This window comes from Streptomyces sp. NBC_01017, from assembly GCF_045162795.1.
GTDB classification, from domain to species: domain Bacteria; phylum Actinomycetota; class Actinomycetes; order Streptomycetales; family Streptomycetaceae; genus Streptomyces; species Streptomyces machairae.
In genome coordinates this window covers 7363685-7376936 of record NZ_CP108683.1, presented here as the reverse complement: position 1 = coordinate 7376936, position 13252 = coordinate 7363685, and the positions used below count along the sequence as shown (strand labels likewise).

The 13252-nt window shown below is 72.4% G+C and carries 10 protein-coding genes; 7 read left to right on the top strand and 3 right to left on the bottom strand.

From position 1 onward, the window contains the following. Positions 1-50 precede the first annotated feature (50 nt). Positions 51-527: a hypothetical protein gene (locus tag OG331_RS33875; protein ID WP_406203219.1), complete on the bottom strand. Its 477-nt coding sequence runs from the start codon at positions 525-527 to the stop codon at positions 51-53. Positions 528-782: 255 nt separating this feature from the next. On the opposite strand from OG331_RS33875, the gene OG331_RS33870 reads away from it, so the two are divergent. After that, positions 783-1343, top strand: a complete 561-nt coding sequence (locus OG331_RS33870; protein WP_406203217.1) for a DUF2269 domain-containing protein — start codon at positions 783-785, stop codon at positions 1341-1343. A gap of 362 nt (positions 1344-1705) precedes the next feature. Here the strand turns inward: OG331_RS33870 and OG331_RS33865 are convergent, their stop codons facing one another. Continuing rightward, positions 1706-2989: a PucR family transcriptional regulator gene (locus OG331_RS33865; RefSeq protein ID WP_406203215.1), complete on the bottom strand. Its 1284-nt coding sequence runs from the start codon at positions 2987-2989 to the stop codon at positions 1706-1708. Positions 2990-2991: 2 nt separating this feature from the next. Next, positions 2992-3144 carry a hypothetical protein gene (locus OG331_RS33860; RefSeq protein ID WP_167348315.1) on the bottom strand — a complete coding sequence of 51 codons (153 nt, stop codon included), beginning with the start codon at positions 3142-3144 and terminating at the stop codon, positions 2992-2994. 222 nt (positions 3145-3366) lie between these two features. Between OG331_RS33860 and OG331_RS33855 the strand changes: the two genes are divergently transcribed. The 6 genes from OG331_RS33855 to OG331_RS33830 all read left to right on the top strand — a co-directional run bounded on the left by OG331_RS33855 (position 3367) and on the right by OG331_RS33830 (position 13251). Beyond that, entirely contained in the window at positions 3367-4353 is a 987-nt protein-coding gene (locus OG331_RS33855; protein WP_406203212.1) for a DUF3068 domain-containing protein, read from the top strand. Positions 4354-4589: 236 nt separating this feature from the next. After that, positions 4590-5777: a glycosyltransferase family 4 protein gene (locus OG331_RS33850; RefSeq protein WP_406203210.1), complete on the top strand. Its 1188-nt coding sequence runs from the start codon at positions 4590-4592 to the stop codon at positions 5775-5777. Between the two features lie 28 nt (positions 5778-5805). Next, positions 5806-6624 (top strand): class I SAM-dependent methyltransferase, encoded by an 819-nt coding sequence (locus OG331_RS33845; RefSeq protein ID WP_406210454.1) that lies wholly within the window; start codon positions 5806-5808, stop codon positions 6622-6624. Next, entirely contained in the window at positions 6621-11096 is a 4476-nt protein-coding gene (locus tag OG331_RS33840; RefSeq protein ID WP_406203208.1) for an alpha-(1->3)-arabinofuranosyltransferase family protein, read from the top strand. The genes OG331_RS33845 and OG331_RS33840 overlap by 4 nt, the downstream gene beginning before the upstream one ends. Next, positions 11093-12517 (top strand): condensation protein, encoded by a 1425-nt coding sequence (locus tag OG331_RS33835; protein ID WP_406203206.1) that lies wholly within the window; start codon positions 11093-11095, stop codon positions 12515-12517. The genes OG331_RS33840 and OG331_RS33835 overlap by 4 nt, the downstream gene beginning before the upstream one ends. After that, a complete protein-coding gene (locus OG331_RS33830; protein ID WP_406203204.1) occupies positions 12514-13251 on the top strand; it encodes a class I SAM-dependent methyltransferase in 738 nt (245 codons plus the stop codon). Before OG331_RS33835 ends, OG331_RS33830 begins: the two co-directional genes overlap by 4 nt. The last annotated feature ends 1 nt before the right edge of the window (position 13252 follow it).

Genomic DNA, 13252 nt, shown 5'->3' with positions numbered 1-13252 from the left:
GGAACGGGGGTCGTCGTCCTGGTACGGCCCCCCGTCACCAGGCCGGCCCGTCAGCTGTGGGGCTTCCCGGTGCGGACATACGTCACGTCGAAGTCCGTAGTCCACTGCTCACCGTCGGGAGACTGCTCCCACTGGCCCTCGATCGTGTTGCCGTCGACGCTGATGGTGGCGGTGAGGCGCTGGTGGAAGTCGGGGGCCGAGCGCCACTGGTGCCAGGTGCGGGCGGTCATGGTGGCTCGGTAGGTGCGGGCGACGGCTCGGCCGTCGGCGTAGAGGGCGGTGAATTCGTCGGCCGTGTCGTCGTAGCCGATGAGGGAGACGGTGGGGAAGGGGGCGTTCGGGCCCCAGTCGCCGGGGAGGGACGTCTCCGGGACGACGTCCGAGCGCTGGACCAGGAAGGCGCCGCCCTCCAGCCAGGCGAACTCCGTCCTGAAGGGGCCGACGCTTCGGCCGAGGGCCCACAGGTCCCACTCGCCGACGAAGGCGTCGAGCTGTTGCAGCGCGGGGTGGGGTGACGGTTGGCGCATCAGGGTCTCCTCCGGTCGGAAGCGGGGCGTTGTCTCGTCCTATCCCCGCTGCTGGGGTGATGACCTGGCCCGGCGGCCGGAATCATCGCCCTCGCGTGGCGAACGGAGCAGGGAGGGCGGCGGCGGGTACGCCGACGTCAGTACGCGGGGTTACTCCCGCCGTCAGACGCCCTCGGGGGCCTGGCCCGGCACGGTGGTGCCATGTCTTCCTCGCCTTCTTCGCCTTCTTCGCCTTCTTCGCCTTCTTCGCCTTCCATGTCGTCCGCGTCGTCAAGGAAACTGAGCCGGCCCGCCCGGCGGGCCGGCCTCGTCGTCCATGTCGTCGCCTCCGCCGGCTGGCTCGGGCTCACGGTCGGGCTGCTCGCGCTCGGGGTCGCCGCGGCCACCACCGGGTCCGCGGTGACCGTGGAGGCGTCCGTGCGGGCCATGAAGCTGTTCGCCGACTGGCTCCTGCTGCCGGTCGCCTTCCTCACGCTGCTCAGCGGGCTCGTGCTGTCGCTGGGCACGCAGTGGGGGCTGGCGCGGCACCGGTGGGTCTACGTCAAGTTCTGGGTGACCCTGGGCACGACCGTCGCCACGGTCTTCGCGCTGCGCCCCGGCGTGAACTCCGCGGTCGAGGCCGTCGTCGCGGGCGGGCCGCTGCCCGACGCCGGGGACGTTCTGTTCGGGCCGATCGTGTCGCTGTCCGCGTACGTCTTCATGACGGTGATCTCGGTCCTCAAGCCCTGGGGGCTCACGCGCCGTGGCCGACGCCTGCGCGCCGCGTCCGCCCGCACCCCGTCCCGCCGCACCGAGCCCGCCCGCCAGACCGCCTGAACGGGGGTCGCTGCGCGGCCGACGCGCACCGGTCCCGCACAGCGGGCAACCGCCAGCGCCCCGGCGGCGACCGGCATCGGAAGTCCCGTCCCCACTCAGGGAGTTCACGATGCGCACGCGCCCCGAACGCCCCGAATGCCTCGCGCGCCTCGGTGCCGTACTCGCCGCGATCATCGCGTTGGTCGCTGCACCCGCCGTCACCGCCGCCCCCGCCCAGGCCGCGGACCATCGACATCTACACCGGAATGCTCGACGGTGGCGGCGCTCCGCAATGCGCCCCCGACTGCGGCCAGCTCTTCCACAAGGACGGCACCTGCTCCAAGTGCCCGCGCGGCGCCGGGTTCTGAGCGCAGCGGCAGCTCCTACCTGCGCGCCTCCCCCAGCGCCCCCCTCAACCGCTGGGCCCGCAGCACCAACTCCAGCTCGAACCGCCGATCCGGGTCGTCCATCTCGTCGCCCCACAGCTCCCGGATCTGGCGGAGGCGGTACCTGACCGTCTGGGGGTGAACCCCCAGACGGGCCGCCACCTCCGGTGCCCCGCCCCTGGTCTCCAGCCACGCCAGTAACGTCTCCGCCAGCCGCCGCCCGTGCGTGGGGCCGCAGTGCTGGAGCGGTGCCAGGCACCGCACCGCCAGGTCGTCGATCAGTTCCTCGGGCTGGAGCAGCACCAGAGCTTCCGTGTGCTCGGTGCAGTACAGGACGTCGCCGGCCGGCAGCAGCCGCCGTTCCATCAGGCGTACGGCCGCCTCGGCCCAGCGCAGCGACTTCGCCGCGTCGGCGAGGGGCACCGGGGGGCCGATCGCGCCCGCCCAGCCGGTCAGGGCCCGGTGCAGCAGTTCGGGGCGGCCGCCGGCGTCCGGCTCGGGGACGACCATGCGCGGCTGCTCGTACTCCATGTCGAGCAGCACCCCCTGCCCCACGGCCGGCGCCACCGCCTCCCGTGCCGGGCGCAGTAACACGCCCACGGCGACCTTCTCGGGCAGCGGCCAGCCGATCCGGGCCGCCCGCTCCGTCAGGGCGTCCGCCGGATCACCCCGGTGGTGCTCGGCCAACAGCAGCTCCATCAGGCGGCGTTGGAGACGCAGCCGCTCGCCCGCCTGCCGTGCCGCCGCCTCGGCGTAGCCGCGCACCGACTGGTCGACCAGGCCGTCCAGGTACTCGTAGCCCGCGTCCACCAGCTCGTACATCGCGGGCGGCGGAATGTCGACGCGCTGGCCGATCTCGGCGAAACGGCGCCAGGCCAGCCGTACGCCCAACCGGTAGATCGCCTGGAGCGAGTCCAGGGAGCGGCCGTTGTAGCCTTCGCCGCGGCCGAAGTCCTGGAAGACCCCCGGCGGTACGGTCGGGCGGCCTTCCGACTTCTCCAGGTGCTCGACGAAGACCTCGATCGCGCGCCGGATGCCGACCAGGGCCATCGGCTCGCCCGACTCGTCGAGGACGACGGGCAGTTGGGGGTACTCGCGCTGGATCTCGTGCAGGATCTGCTCGGCGAGGGCCGGGGCGTCCGCCATGGCCAGCTCCGCGAAGCGGCGGACCTGGAAGCGGGGTACGTCACGCCAGGCCGAGCGGGCCGGGACGGCCGGGGTGGCAGGGGAAGCCGTGGCGGCAGGAGCTGCCGTGGATGCCGTGGAGCGGGTCGCTGCCACGGTCAACTCCCCTGGCCCGCTTGCTCGTACGTGATCAAGGGTGTGTTCGGCTGGTCGGGTGTCGCTTCCAGCAACGCGACGACGCCGAGCGCGGCACCCACCGCGAGTACGGCGGCGAGCGCGACGGTCAACGCGGCGGCGAGCAGTCTGGACATCGCAGGGTCAGCCTCTCTGCATCCGGAGGTCGTCCCCACCCCGGTGGTGCCAGCCTGTATCCGACCCCTGCCTGTCGGCTTCAGTCTCGACAAGCCGGGACATCCCGTCAAGACATTGACACTCCGTCAAGGGACGCCTACGGTTCCCGGCCCAAGAACGGCCAGGCAACGACCGTGCACCGACAGTGCATCGACCATGCGTCAACCTCCCAGGAGTGCCGGATGCGCCGTACAGCCTCACCTCTCTCGTTGATTCTGCTGGGCCTCGGCACGTTTCTGCTGGTACTGGCGCCCATGCTCGCCTGGTACGTGACCCCGCGTGCCGCCGTGAACCCCATCGACATCGACACCACCGCCGTCTACAAGGGCAACGGCAGCGTCTTCGACACCGACAAGGTCGAGACCGTGCCGGACCAGAACATCACCGTCACCCAGCGCGTGCGCGGCAACGTGGCGGAAAGTGAGCGCAGCGGCAACGCCGTCTGGGACGTCATCACCACCGTCGACACGGACAAGTCGCTGCCGGCCGACGACCCGCACGACGCACTGGACTTCACCCCGCACCGCTGGGTGATGGACCGTACGACGACGAAGCCGGTGCACTGCTGCGAGGAGACGCCGTACATCGAGGGCGAGGCGTATCTGAAGTTCCCGTTCGACGTGGAGAAACGCTCCTACCAGTGGTGGGACAACACCGGCGGCACCACGATCACCCTGCGGTACGACGGCACCGAGAAGATCCAGGGCTACACGGGATACCGGTTCACCGGGACGGTCGCGCCCCGCAAGGTCGGCACCCGGCTCGTCCCCGGCACCCTCGTCGACGAGCCGGACCGGCCGCAGGTGCTGGCCGAGGAGTGGTACTCCAACCACGGGTTCAGGCTGGTCGTGGATCAGGCCACCGGCCGTGTGATCTACGCGCAGACCGGCCCGCGCCGGACCCTGCGGGCGCCGGGCGGCGAGAAGGACGCGGCGGTGCTGCTGGACAGCGAGAAGATCGCGTTCACCACGGCCACGCAGAAGGAGGCCGTACGGCAGGCGAAGCAGGACAGCGGTCTGCTGCGCATGGTGGGCGAGACGCTGCCGATCGGGACTGCTGGGGCGGGATTCGTGCTTGTGGTGGTGGGTGGCGTTTTGGTGGCACGAGGCCGGAAGCGTCCCGAAGCGCCCGGTAAGGTCGAGATGCCCCAGCCGTCGCTCACAATGTGACGTGACGTCAGCTCTAATAAAGCCGGAAATTGTCACGTCGGTGAGTAGCCGTGGCGAACTGCTGGGCGAAAACTGTCCAACCCCACCCGGACACAGCCTGTCCACAGCCCCCGCAAGACGACCGTAAGAGGCCGAGAAACCCCGAGAACGCCCGCGAAGCCCCGCAACTCCCCACAGGAACCAAACCCTCCCTCCCCCACGCTGAGTTCCGCACCCTGAGACGAGTTGGAGCACACATGCCCCAGCACGTGCCCTCCCCTCCCCCGTTCTCGAATTCGCTCGAGCGGGGGGACCCCCATCGCGCCACCCCTCCCTGGGCGTCGCAGCAACACCCTCCGGCGCTTCCCCCACATCCGCGCCGAATCGTTTTTCTCGCCCACCGTGACCTGGGCAACCGATCCGCCGGCGGCTCCGAGCTGCTGGTCGACCGCCTCGCCGACGGCCTGACCCACCTCGGCCACCAGGTCACCCTCCTGTGCGGGGGCCCCGCGGCCTACCGCGACTACCGGGTCGTGTCCGCCGGCGGTTCCTACGGCCACTACCTGCGCGCCCGGTCCGCCTTCGCCCGTCAGGTCGGCGACTGCGATCTGCTGGTCGAGGTCTGCAACGGGATGCCGTACTTCGCCCCCCTCTGGCATCGCGGGCCGACGTTGTGCCTGGTCAACCATGTACACACCGATCTGTGGAAGATGCGGTTCGGCGGGGCGCTGGCGCCTGCCGCGCGGCTCGGGCGAAGACTGGAGCACTGGGCGCTGACCGGTGCTCAGCAACGGAGTCTGATGGTTGCCGTGTCTCCGTCGACCGCGCAGGCGCTCCGCGGGATCGGCGTCGACCGGGAACGCATCCGTGTGGTGCACAACGGCGTGGAGGAGCCCGGCCCCCTGGGCGACCGCTCGCCGGAGCCGCTGTTCGTGGCCGTCGGACGGCTCGTCGAGTACAAGCGCATCGACCTGCTGCTGCGGTTGTGGGAGCGGGTGCGGCCCGTGACCGGCGGGCGGCTCGTCATCATCGGGGACGGGCCGGAGCGTCAGCGCTTGGAGCGGGTGGCCGGCGCCGGCGTCGAGTTCACCGGCCATGTCTCGGAGGCGGAGAAGCACCGGCTGCTGTGTGCGGCGTGGCTGCTGCTGCATCCGTCCGCCGTGGAGGGGTGGGGGCTCGTCGTCACCGAGGCCGCCACCCGGGAGACGCCGACCATTGCCTTTGATGTGCCCGGGCTGCGGGATTCCGTCGTGGACGGGGAGACGGGGGTGCTTGCCGCCGGGGAGTCGTCCTTTGCCGCTGCCTGGTGCACGCTCGCGTTGTCCGGGCATCGACGGAAGTTGATGGGCAAGGCTGCGCGGGATCGGGCGGCACGCTATCGCTGGGACCGGACTGTGCGGCAGTTTCTGGCGGTTGCTTCGGAGGCCGTGCGACGTGACGCCTAAACGCCGTGGTGGGTCGGCCGGCTCGCGAGTGCCGGTGCGTCGTGGCTGGTCGCGCCCGCGCGGCGGAGCCGCAAATGTCACAGCCCCGCGCCCCTATGGGGGCGCTTCACAACCCCCAGTTGTCAAGGACCCTTCCTTTCGGCGGTCCCTCACTCTCTTCCGGGCGTTCCTCAAGGAACAGGACGACCCTGAAGCCTGCTACTCGCTGCTCGCCCGTGACGCCGTCGATCAAGTCGAGGCCTACGACGGTTCCGTCGCCGGGCGTACCGTCGTCGATGTCGGGGGCGGTGGCGGGTACTTCACCGAGGAGTTCCGGCGGCGAGGTGCGTACGCCTATCTCTTCGAGCCGGACGTGGCGGAACTCGGTGCGAAGCCGCCGGAGGGGGCCGTCGTCGCCGACGGGTACTTGCTGCCCCTGCGCGACGGCGTCGCCGATGTCACCTTCTCCTCCAATGTGCTGGAGCACGTGGCCGATCCGCAGACGTTCCTCAGTGAACTGGCACGGGTGACCCGGCCCGGTGGGCTGATCTACGTGTCGTTCACGAACTGGCTGTCCCCGTGGGGCGGTCATGAGTGGGCCCCCTGGCACTACTTCGGTGCCGAGCGGGCCCGCGCCCGCTACCGGCGCCGTACCGGACGGGCCGCCAAGCACACCCTCGGCGAGAACCTGTTCGCCGTGCACATCGGCGCCACCCTGCGTCAGGTCCGCGCCCGTGACGACGTAGAGGTCGTCTCGGCGCGCTCCCGCTACTGGCCGTTCCTCGCGGAGGCCGTCGTGAAGGCGCCCGGCATACGCGAGTTCGCCACCTGGAACCTCCTCCTCATCCTCAGGCGGTGCCCACCATGACGACGACCACGGTCCAGGCTCCTCCCCCGGCAGCCGTGCCCACCTCCGCGCCCTCCTCGGGGCCGCCGGAGGGGCCGCGCTCGCGGCGCTGGCTGCTGGGGTTCTGGGCCGTGGTGTTCGTGCTGTTGCTGGCGGTGCAGCCGGGGCGGCAGACGTTCGACACCAAGCTCGGTGTGACCGTCGATCCGGGGCAGTTCCTCGCCGATCTGGGGCAGTTGTGGCAGGACGAGGGCAGTTTCGGCGGGATCCAGAATCAGTACTCGGGCTATCTGTGGCCGATGCTGCCGTTCTACTGGCTGGCCGATGTCGTACGGCTGCCGGTGTGGCTGGCGGAGCGGCTGTGGCTGTCGCTGATCGTGGCGGTGGCCTTCTGGGGTGCGCTGCGGCTGGCCGAGCGGCTGCGGGTGGGCAGTGGGGCGTCGCGCCTGGTGGCGGCCGTGGCGTATGCGCTGTGGCCCGTCTTCACCGTCGTCGTCGGGTCCACGTCCGCTGCCGCGCTGCCCGGTGCCTTCCTGCCGTGGGTGCTGCTGCCGCTGACCGACGAGCGGTATGCCGCGCGGGTCGCCGCGCTGCGGTCGGCGCTGGTCATCCCCTTCATGGGGGGCGTCAACGCGGCCTCCACACTGGCCTCGCTGCTTCCCGTCGGGCTGTATCTGCTCTCCCGGCCCCCCGGGCCACGGCAGCGCAAGCTGATCGCGTGGTGGGTGCCGGGGGTCCTGCTGGCGACCGCCTGGTGGGTGATCCCGCTTCTGCTGCTCGGCACATACGGCGAGAACTTCCTTCCCTACGTGGAGAGTTCGCAGACCACGACCGAGACGATGGCGGCGACGGAGGCACTGCGCGGCGGCGGCAACTGGGTCGCGTATCTGCACTTCGGTGAGGCCTGGCTGCCGGCCGGATGGACCGTCGCCGCGTCCGTCGTCGTGATCGTCTGCTCGGCCCTCGCGGCCGGGCTGGGGCTTGCGGGGCTGGCCCGGCGGGACATGCCGGAGCGGCGGTGGCTGGTGCTGACCGTGGTGACGGTCGCGCTGATCCTGCTCGCCGGGTACGGCGGTACGTTCGGGGCGCCCTTCCACGGGGTGGTGCAGGACTGGCTGGACGGTGGCCTTGTTCCCTTCCGGAACATCTACAAGTTCCAGACGGGGCTCGCGCTGGCACTGGTCCTGGGCCTCGCCCATCTGGCGGGCGTGGCGGCCGAGGCACGCGGGGCGCGGCAGGTACGGGGACGGCGGTACGCGCCGCTGATCGCGGCCGTGCTGGTACTGCCGGGACTGATGTGGCCGTATCTCAACGGCTCGATCCTCAACCCCGGGTCCTTCAAGGAGATCCCCAAGCAGTGGCAGGCCACGGCCGACTGGCTGGAGAAGTACTCCCCCGACGCCCGCGCCCTCGTCGTGCCGGCCACCGCGCACGGCATCTACACCTGGGGCTCGACCATCGACCAGCCGCTGGACGTCCTCGCCGACTCGCGCTGGGCACAGCGGGACTACGTCCCCTTCGGCACCCCCGGCAACCGGCGCGCGATGGACGCCGTGGAGCAGGCGCTGGTCAGCGGCGGCCAAGTACCGGGCCTGGCAGACTACTTGAGCCGCGCCGGCGTCTACTACGTCGTCGTCCGCAACGACCTCGATCCCGACCAGATCGGCCACATACCGACGACGACGGTGAAGCGGACCCTGGAGCAGTCCGGATACGAGCGGGTGACGGGCCTCGGGCCGATCACGACCGGCGGGACGATCGCGCCGGGCACTCCGCTGCAGGTGGAGGGGCTGTATCCGCGGCAGCGGGCGGTGGAGATCTACAAGCCGGCCGGCGCAGACGTGCCGCGTCCGCACCAGGCCGGGCTGCAGCCGGTGGCCGACACGGCCGTCGTCTCCGGCGGGCCGGAGGCGCTGCTGCCGCTGGCGTCCGAACTGCGGGGCCGGGCAAGCGTGCTGACCGGCGACAACCACCCGGGGCTCGGCTCACCGCAGGTGCAGGTGATCGGCGACGGACTGCGGCGGGCGGACACCCGGTTCGGGCTGGTCAACGCCAACACGTCGTACACGTACACGCGCGGCGAGCGCAACGCGCCCGACGCCGCGCAGGACGCGGGCGAGAAGCCGCACCAGATCCTGCCGACGTCCGGCCTCGACCACCAGACGGTGGCCGAGCTGCGCGGCGCGCGGTCGGTGACGGCGTCGTCCTACGGCAGCTGGCTCTTCCATCTCCCGCAGTTCGATCCGGTGAACGCCTTCGACGGCAACCCGGACACGGCGTGGACCGAGGGCTCGGAGGGGTCGCCGGTCGGCGAGTGGCTGCGGATCGCGTTCGCGGGCGGCTCGTACGACATGCCGTCGTCGTTCAAGGTCAGGCCGCTGCCGCAGGAGGGTGTGCGGGGGGCGGCGACGCGAGTGCGGGTGGAGACGGAGAAGGGGGCGGTGAGCTCGGTCCTGCGGCCGGACGGCACCACGCAGACGGTCAAGGTGCCCCCGGGGGCGACGAGTTGGATGAAGCTGACGATCACGGACTCCGTGTCCCGGCGGCCCGGTCTGACCGGGGCGGGCTTCTCCGAGATCGACCTGCCGGACGTACAGGTGACCCGGCTGCTGCGGCTGCCCGCCGACGCCGGGAAGTCGGGGGCCGCCGCCGAGATCGTCTCCCTGTCCCGTACGGCCGACCCCACGGGCCTCTCGCCGACGGGCACGGAGGCCGGCCTGCACCGGCGCTTCACCACCTCCACGGCGGGGACGTACGAGGTGCGGGCGAGCGCGGTGCCGGTGCCGGGCGAGGAGCTGGACCGGCTGCTGTACGAGGTGGCGCCGGAGCAGCAGAACCGGATCGTCGCCACCGCCGACTCCACGGCGCGGCTGGGGGCGGGGCTGTCGCCGCGCAACCTCACCGACGGCGATCTGACCACGGCGTGGATAGCGGGCGACCGGCCCACGATCCACCTCAGCTGGCCCGGAAAGCAGGCGGTGGGAGAGGTCGTGCTGGCCCCGGCGGGCGGTCTGTCCACGCGTCCGACCGAGGTGCACATCAGCTCGCCGGACGGTGCGGTGATCGCCGGGGTCGACGCGAACGGCTGGGTCCGCTTCCCGCCCATCACGACCGACCGGCTGGACATCACCATCACCAAGACCGCGCCGCTCACCCTCTACAACCCGATGGTCGACGAGGACCTACGGCTGCCGGTGGGCCTGACGGAGGCCTACATCCCGGCCCTCGACCAGTACCGGACCCCGCAGCCGAGGGAGTCCCGGCCGTTCTCGCTGCCGTGCGGGAAGGGGCCGGTGGTCGCGGTGGACGGGGAGCTGTACCGGACGAGTGTGCGCGGAACGGTACGGGACCTGATGGAGCGGCGGCAGATCGATGTGACGCTCTGTCAGCAGGGGCGTGACGACGCGGAGTTGCGACTGTCCGCAGGTGACCATCGGGTCGAGGCCGGGGACGCGGGGCCGCTCACGCTGACCGCGGTGACGCTGACGCGCGGCACGGTTTCCGAGGCCTCGGCCGCCGGGCGTCAGCTGGGGATACGGGACTGGCTCGGCGACCGGCGCGCGGTGACCGTCGGGTCGGGCGCGGCGAGCTACCTCACCACGTACGAGAACTTCAACGACGGCTGGCGCGCCACCCTGAACGGCAAGGAACTGACGCCGGTACGGCTGGACGGCTGGCAGCAGGGCTGGCGGATCCCGGCGGGCGCCGGCGGCACGGTCGAGCTGTCGTACGAGCCGGCGGTGATGTACGAGGGCGGGCTGATCGGCAGCGCGGTCGCGATCGCGCTGCTGGCCGGGCCGGCCCTGTGGCGCCGCCGCGCACCGAACCCGGACGAGCCGCAGCCCGCCCCGCCGCTGCCGGGCCTGTGGCTCGGCACGGTGGCCGTGACGGTGGTGGGCGTACTCATCGCCGGCTGGTTCGCCCTGCTGGTACCGGCCCTGGCGCTGGTGGCGTGGCGCAGGCATGCCCTGCTGGTGCCGATCGCGTTGGTGGCGCTTGCGGGGGCGGGGGTCGCAGCGGCGGTCGGCGCCGGGGAGCCGGTGGGCGCGCAGGAGGGCGCCTTCGGGCCTGCGGCTCAACTGCTGGCGTTGATCGGGCTGTTCGCCGGTGTGGTGGGGGTGCGGGAGTCGGCCGGGGCGGCCGGACCCGTGGGCGGCCCTCACCAAGGCTCGGGCCTGCCCGGCTCCACGGCTGTGCTGCCGCCGGTCGCCGGAGGTGGCGGTGTTTCCGGCTCGGCCGCCCCGGAGCGGCCGACGCGCCCCTTGCCGCAGCGGGAGCGGGGCCGCAGTCCGATGGGGACCGAGCCTCCGGGGCCGGCGGATGCCCGTACCGACTCCGGGCCGACCGTGTCCGCGCGCGGTCCCGGTGGGCCGGTTCCGGACTCGCCGACCGCGCGGATCGCGCCCCGCACACCGCGCTTGCGGGCGACCGGTCCCGAGACCCCGCCGGAGTCCGACGACACCGGGAAGACCGGGAAGGGCGAGGCCACATGACGGCACTGCAGCAGCCCGCACGCGCCGAAGGCCCGCTGCGGCCGCCGGTACGCGTTCCGTTCCCCGTCGTGGACGAGGTCGCCCGGCACTGCCTCCAGGAGGAGGAGCCGGAGACGGTGCACATCGAGGTCCATCTGCCGGGGCCGCTGGACGCGGGGCGACTGCGTACGGCCTTCTCGGAGGCGCTGCGCCGGCATCCCCGGATCCTCATGCGGGAGGCGCCGGGGCGGTGGTACCGGCGCCGCTACGAATGGGAGCTGACCGCGGAACCGGACGTGGAGGAGGAGGTGGTGAGCTTCCCGGCGCCTGGACGCGACGCGCTGCGGGACGCACGCACACGGGCCCTGACCCAGGCGCCGCCGCTGTCGTTGTCGCCGCCGATACGGCTGGAGGTGGTGGAGGGGCCGGGGCCGGTCGAGGGGAGCGAGGCGACGGATGCCGTCGGTGACGCACGCGCGGCAGGTGCGTCCACCCGTGCCGCCCCGAGCGGCGCGACTGCCGGCAGGCAGGGCGGGTCGCACGGGACCGTGCTGTTCCTGACCATCAATCACACGGCGCTGGACGGCCCCGCCTGCCTCCGTGTCGTGGCAACGGCCGCGGAGCTGTACGGAGGCAAGGACAACTCCCCCGCAGCCCCGCCCACCCGAACGACCGAAACTCAGCCCCTCACCGAGGAAACGCCCTCCAACTGGTCCCGCCCCGCGCGGGTGGCGCAGGGCACCCCCGAACCCTCCCCCGGCAACGGCATGCTCGTCACCGAGCTCCCCCTCCCCCACCGCCCCAAGGGCTCCCCCTACACGGTCAACGACCAGTTGATGGTCACCACCGCGCTGACCATCGCCCACTGGAACCGCGAGCACGGCGCCCGGACCCGCCCCCTGCGCATCACCATGCCCGTGGACGACCGCCCCCGTGACGCCACCATGCCCATCGGCAACGGCACCCGGCTCGTGGAAGTCCCTTTCAGCCCGGCCGAGTTGGCCGCGCACGACCCGGGAGACATGCCCGGCCTGCTGCACCGCACGGCCACCCGCACCCGTGCCCTCAAGTCCCTCCCGCGCCCCCAGCTCGGCCACGGCGCCTCCCTCCTCACCGCCCCCTGGGCGCCGGTCGGCGTCCGCGCCGCCCTCACCCGTGGCCTGCGCAGAGCCGCCGCGCCCTGGACCTCGACCACGCTGCTCAGCAACATCGGCCGTATCCCGTACCCGCTGGACTTCGGGGAGGAGGCCGGCCGCGCGCACGCCGTGTGGTTCTCGGCGCCCGCCCGGATGCCCCGCGGCCTCACCGTCACCACCGCCTCCACCGCGGGCCGCCTCCACCTCGCCCTGCGCTGGTCGCGCGCCCTGCTCAGCCACGGCGACGGCGCCCACCTGCGGGACCTCTTCGAGCACTACCTGCACTGCACGGAGGTGACCCCGTGACGACCTCCCCCGTGAAACCCCCCGAACTGCGCGACTTCTACGAGAACCCCGCCGTCCCCGTCGCCTCCGGCACCCCCCGCAGCCGCCGCCAGGCACGCATGCTCGCCGAGGCGCTGGGGCCGGCGTCCGCCGAACGGACGGCCACGATCCTCGACATCGGCTGCGGCGACGGCACCGCCGCGGCCACCGCCGCCCCCTTTCTCCCCGGCCACCGCATCGTCGGCATCGACTGGTCCCAGGACGCCCTGCGCCGGGCCGGCACCCGGATCCCGTACGCCGTCCGGGGCGAACTCACCGACGGCGGGCTGCCGTTCCGGACCGGCTCCGCCGACGCCGTGCTGTTCAGCGAGGTGATCGAGCACCTCGTCGACCCGGACGCCGCCCTGGACGAGATCCGCCGCGTGCTGCGCCCCGGCGGCCACCTGATGCTCTCCACCCCGAACCTGGCCGCCTGGTACAACCGCGCCCTGCTGCTGGCCGGGGTGCAGCCGGTGTTCTCGGAGGTCAGCCTGCGGGGCATCCACGGCCGGCCGGGGCGGGAGGTCGTGGGGCACCTGCGGCTCTACACCGCCCGCGCGCTGCGGGAGTTCGTGGCCGCGTCCGGCTTCGAGGTCGTACGCCTCGCGGGCGCCCCCTTCCACGGCGTACCGCGTCCGCTGCGCCCCCTGGACCGGCTGGCCTGCGCCAGGCCGCCGCTCGCGTCGATCCTGCTGCTGCACGCACGACGGACTTAGG

Excerpts from the sequence above, each read along its gene's own strand:
- OG331_RS33875 (WP_406203219.1), bottom strand. The coding sequence starts at position 527 with ATGCGCCAACCGTCACCCCACCCCGCGCTGCAACAGCTCGACGCCTTC.
- OG331_RS33870 (WP_406203217.1), top strand. The coding sequence starts at position 783 with ATGTCGTCCGCGTCGTCAAGGAAACTGAGCCGGCCCGCCCGGCGGGCC.
- OG331_RS33860 (WP_167348315.1), bottom strand. The coding sequence starts at position 3,144 with ATGTCCAGACTGCTCGCCGCCGCGTTGACCGTCGCGCTCGCCGCCGTA.
- OG331_RS33855 (WP_406203212.1), top strand. The coding sequence starts at position 3,367 with ATGCGCCGTACAGCCTCACCTCTCTCGTTGATTCTGCTGGGCCTCGGC.
- OG331_RS33850 (WP_406203210.1), top strand. The coding sequence starts at position 4,590 with ATGCCCCAGCACGTGCCCTCCCCTCCCCCGTTCTCGAATTCGCTCGAG.
- OG331_RS33840 (WP_406203208.1), top strand. The coding sequence starts at position 6,621 with ATGACGACGACCACGGTCCAGGCTCCTCCCCCGGCAGCCGTGCCCACC.
- OG331_RS33835 (WP_406203206.1), top strand. The coding sequence starts at position 11,093 with ATGACGGCACTGCAGCAGCCCGCACGCGCCGAAGGCCCGCTGCGGCCG.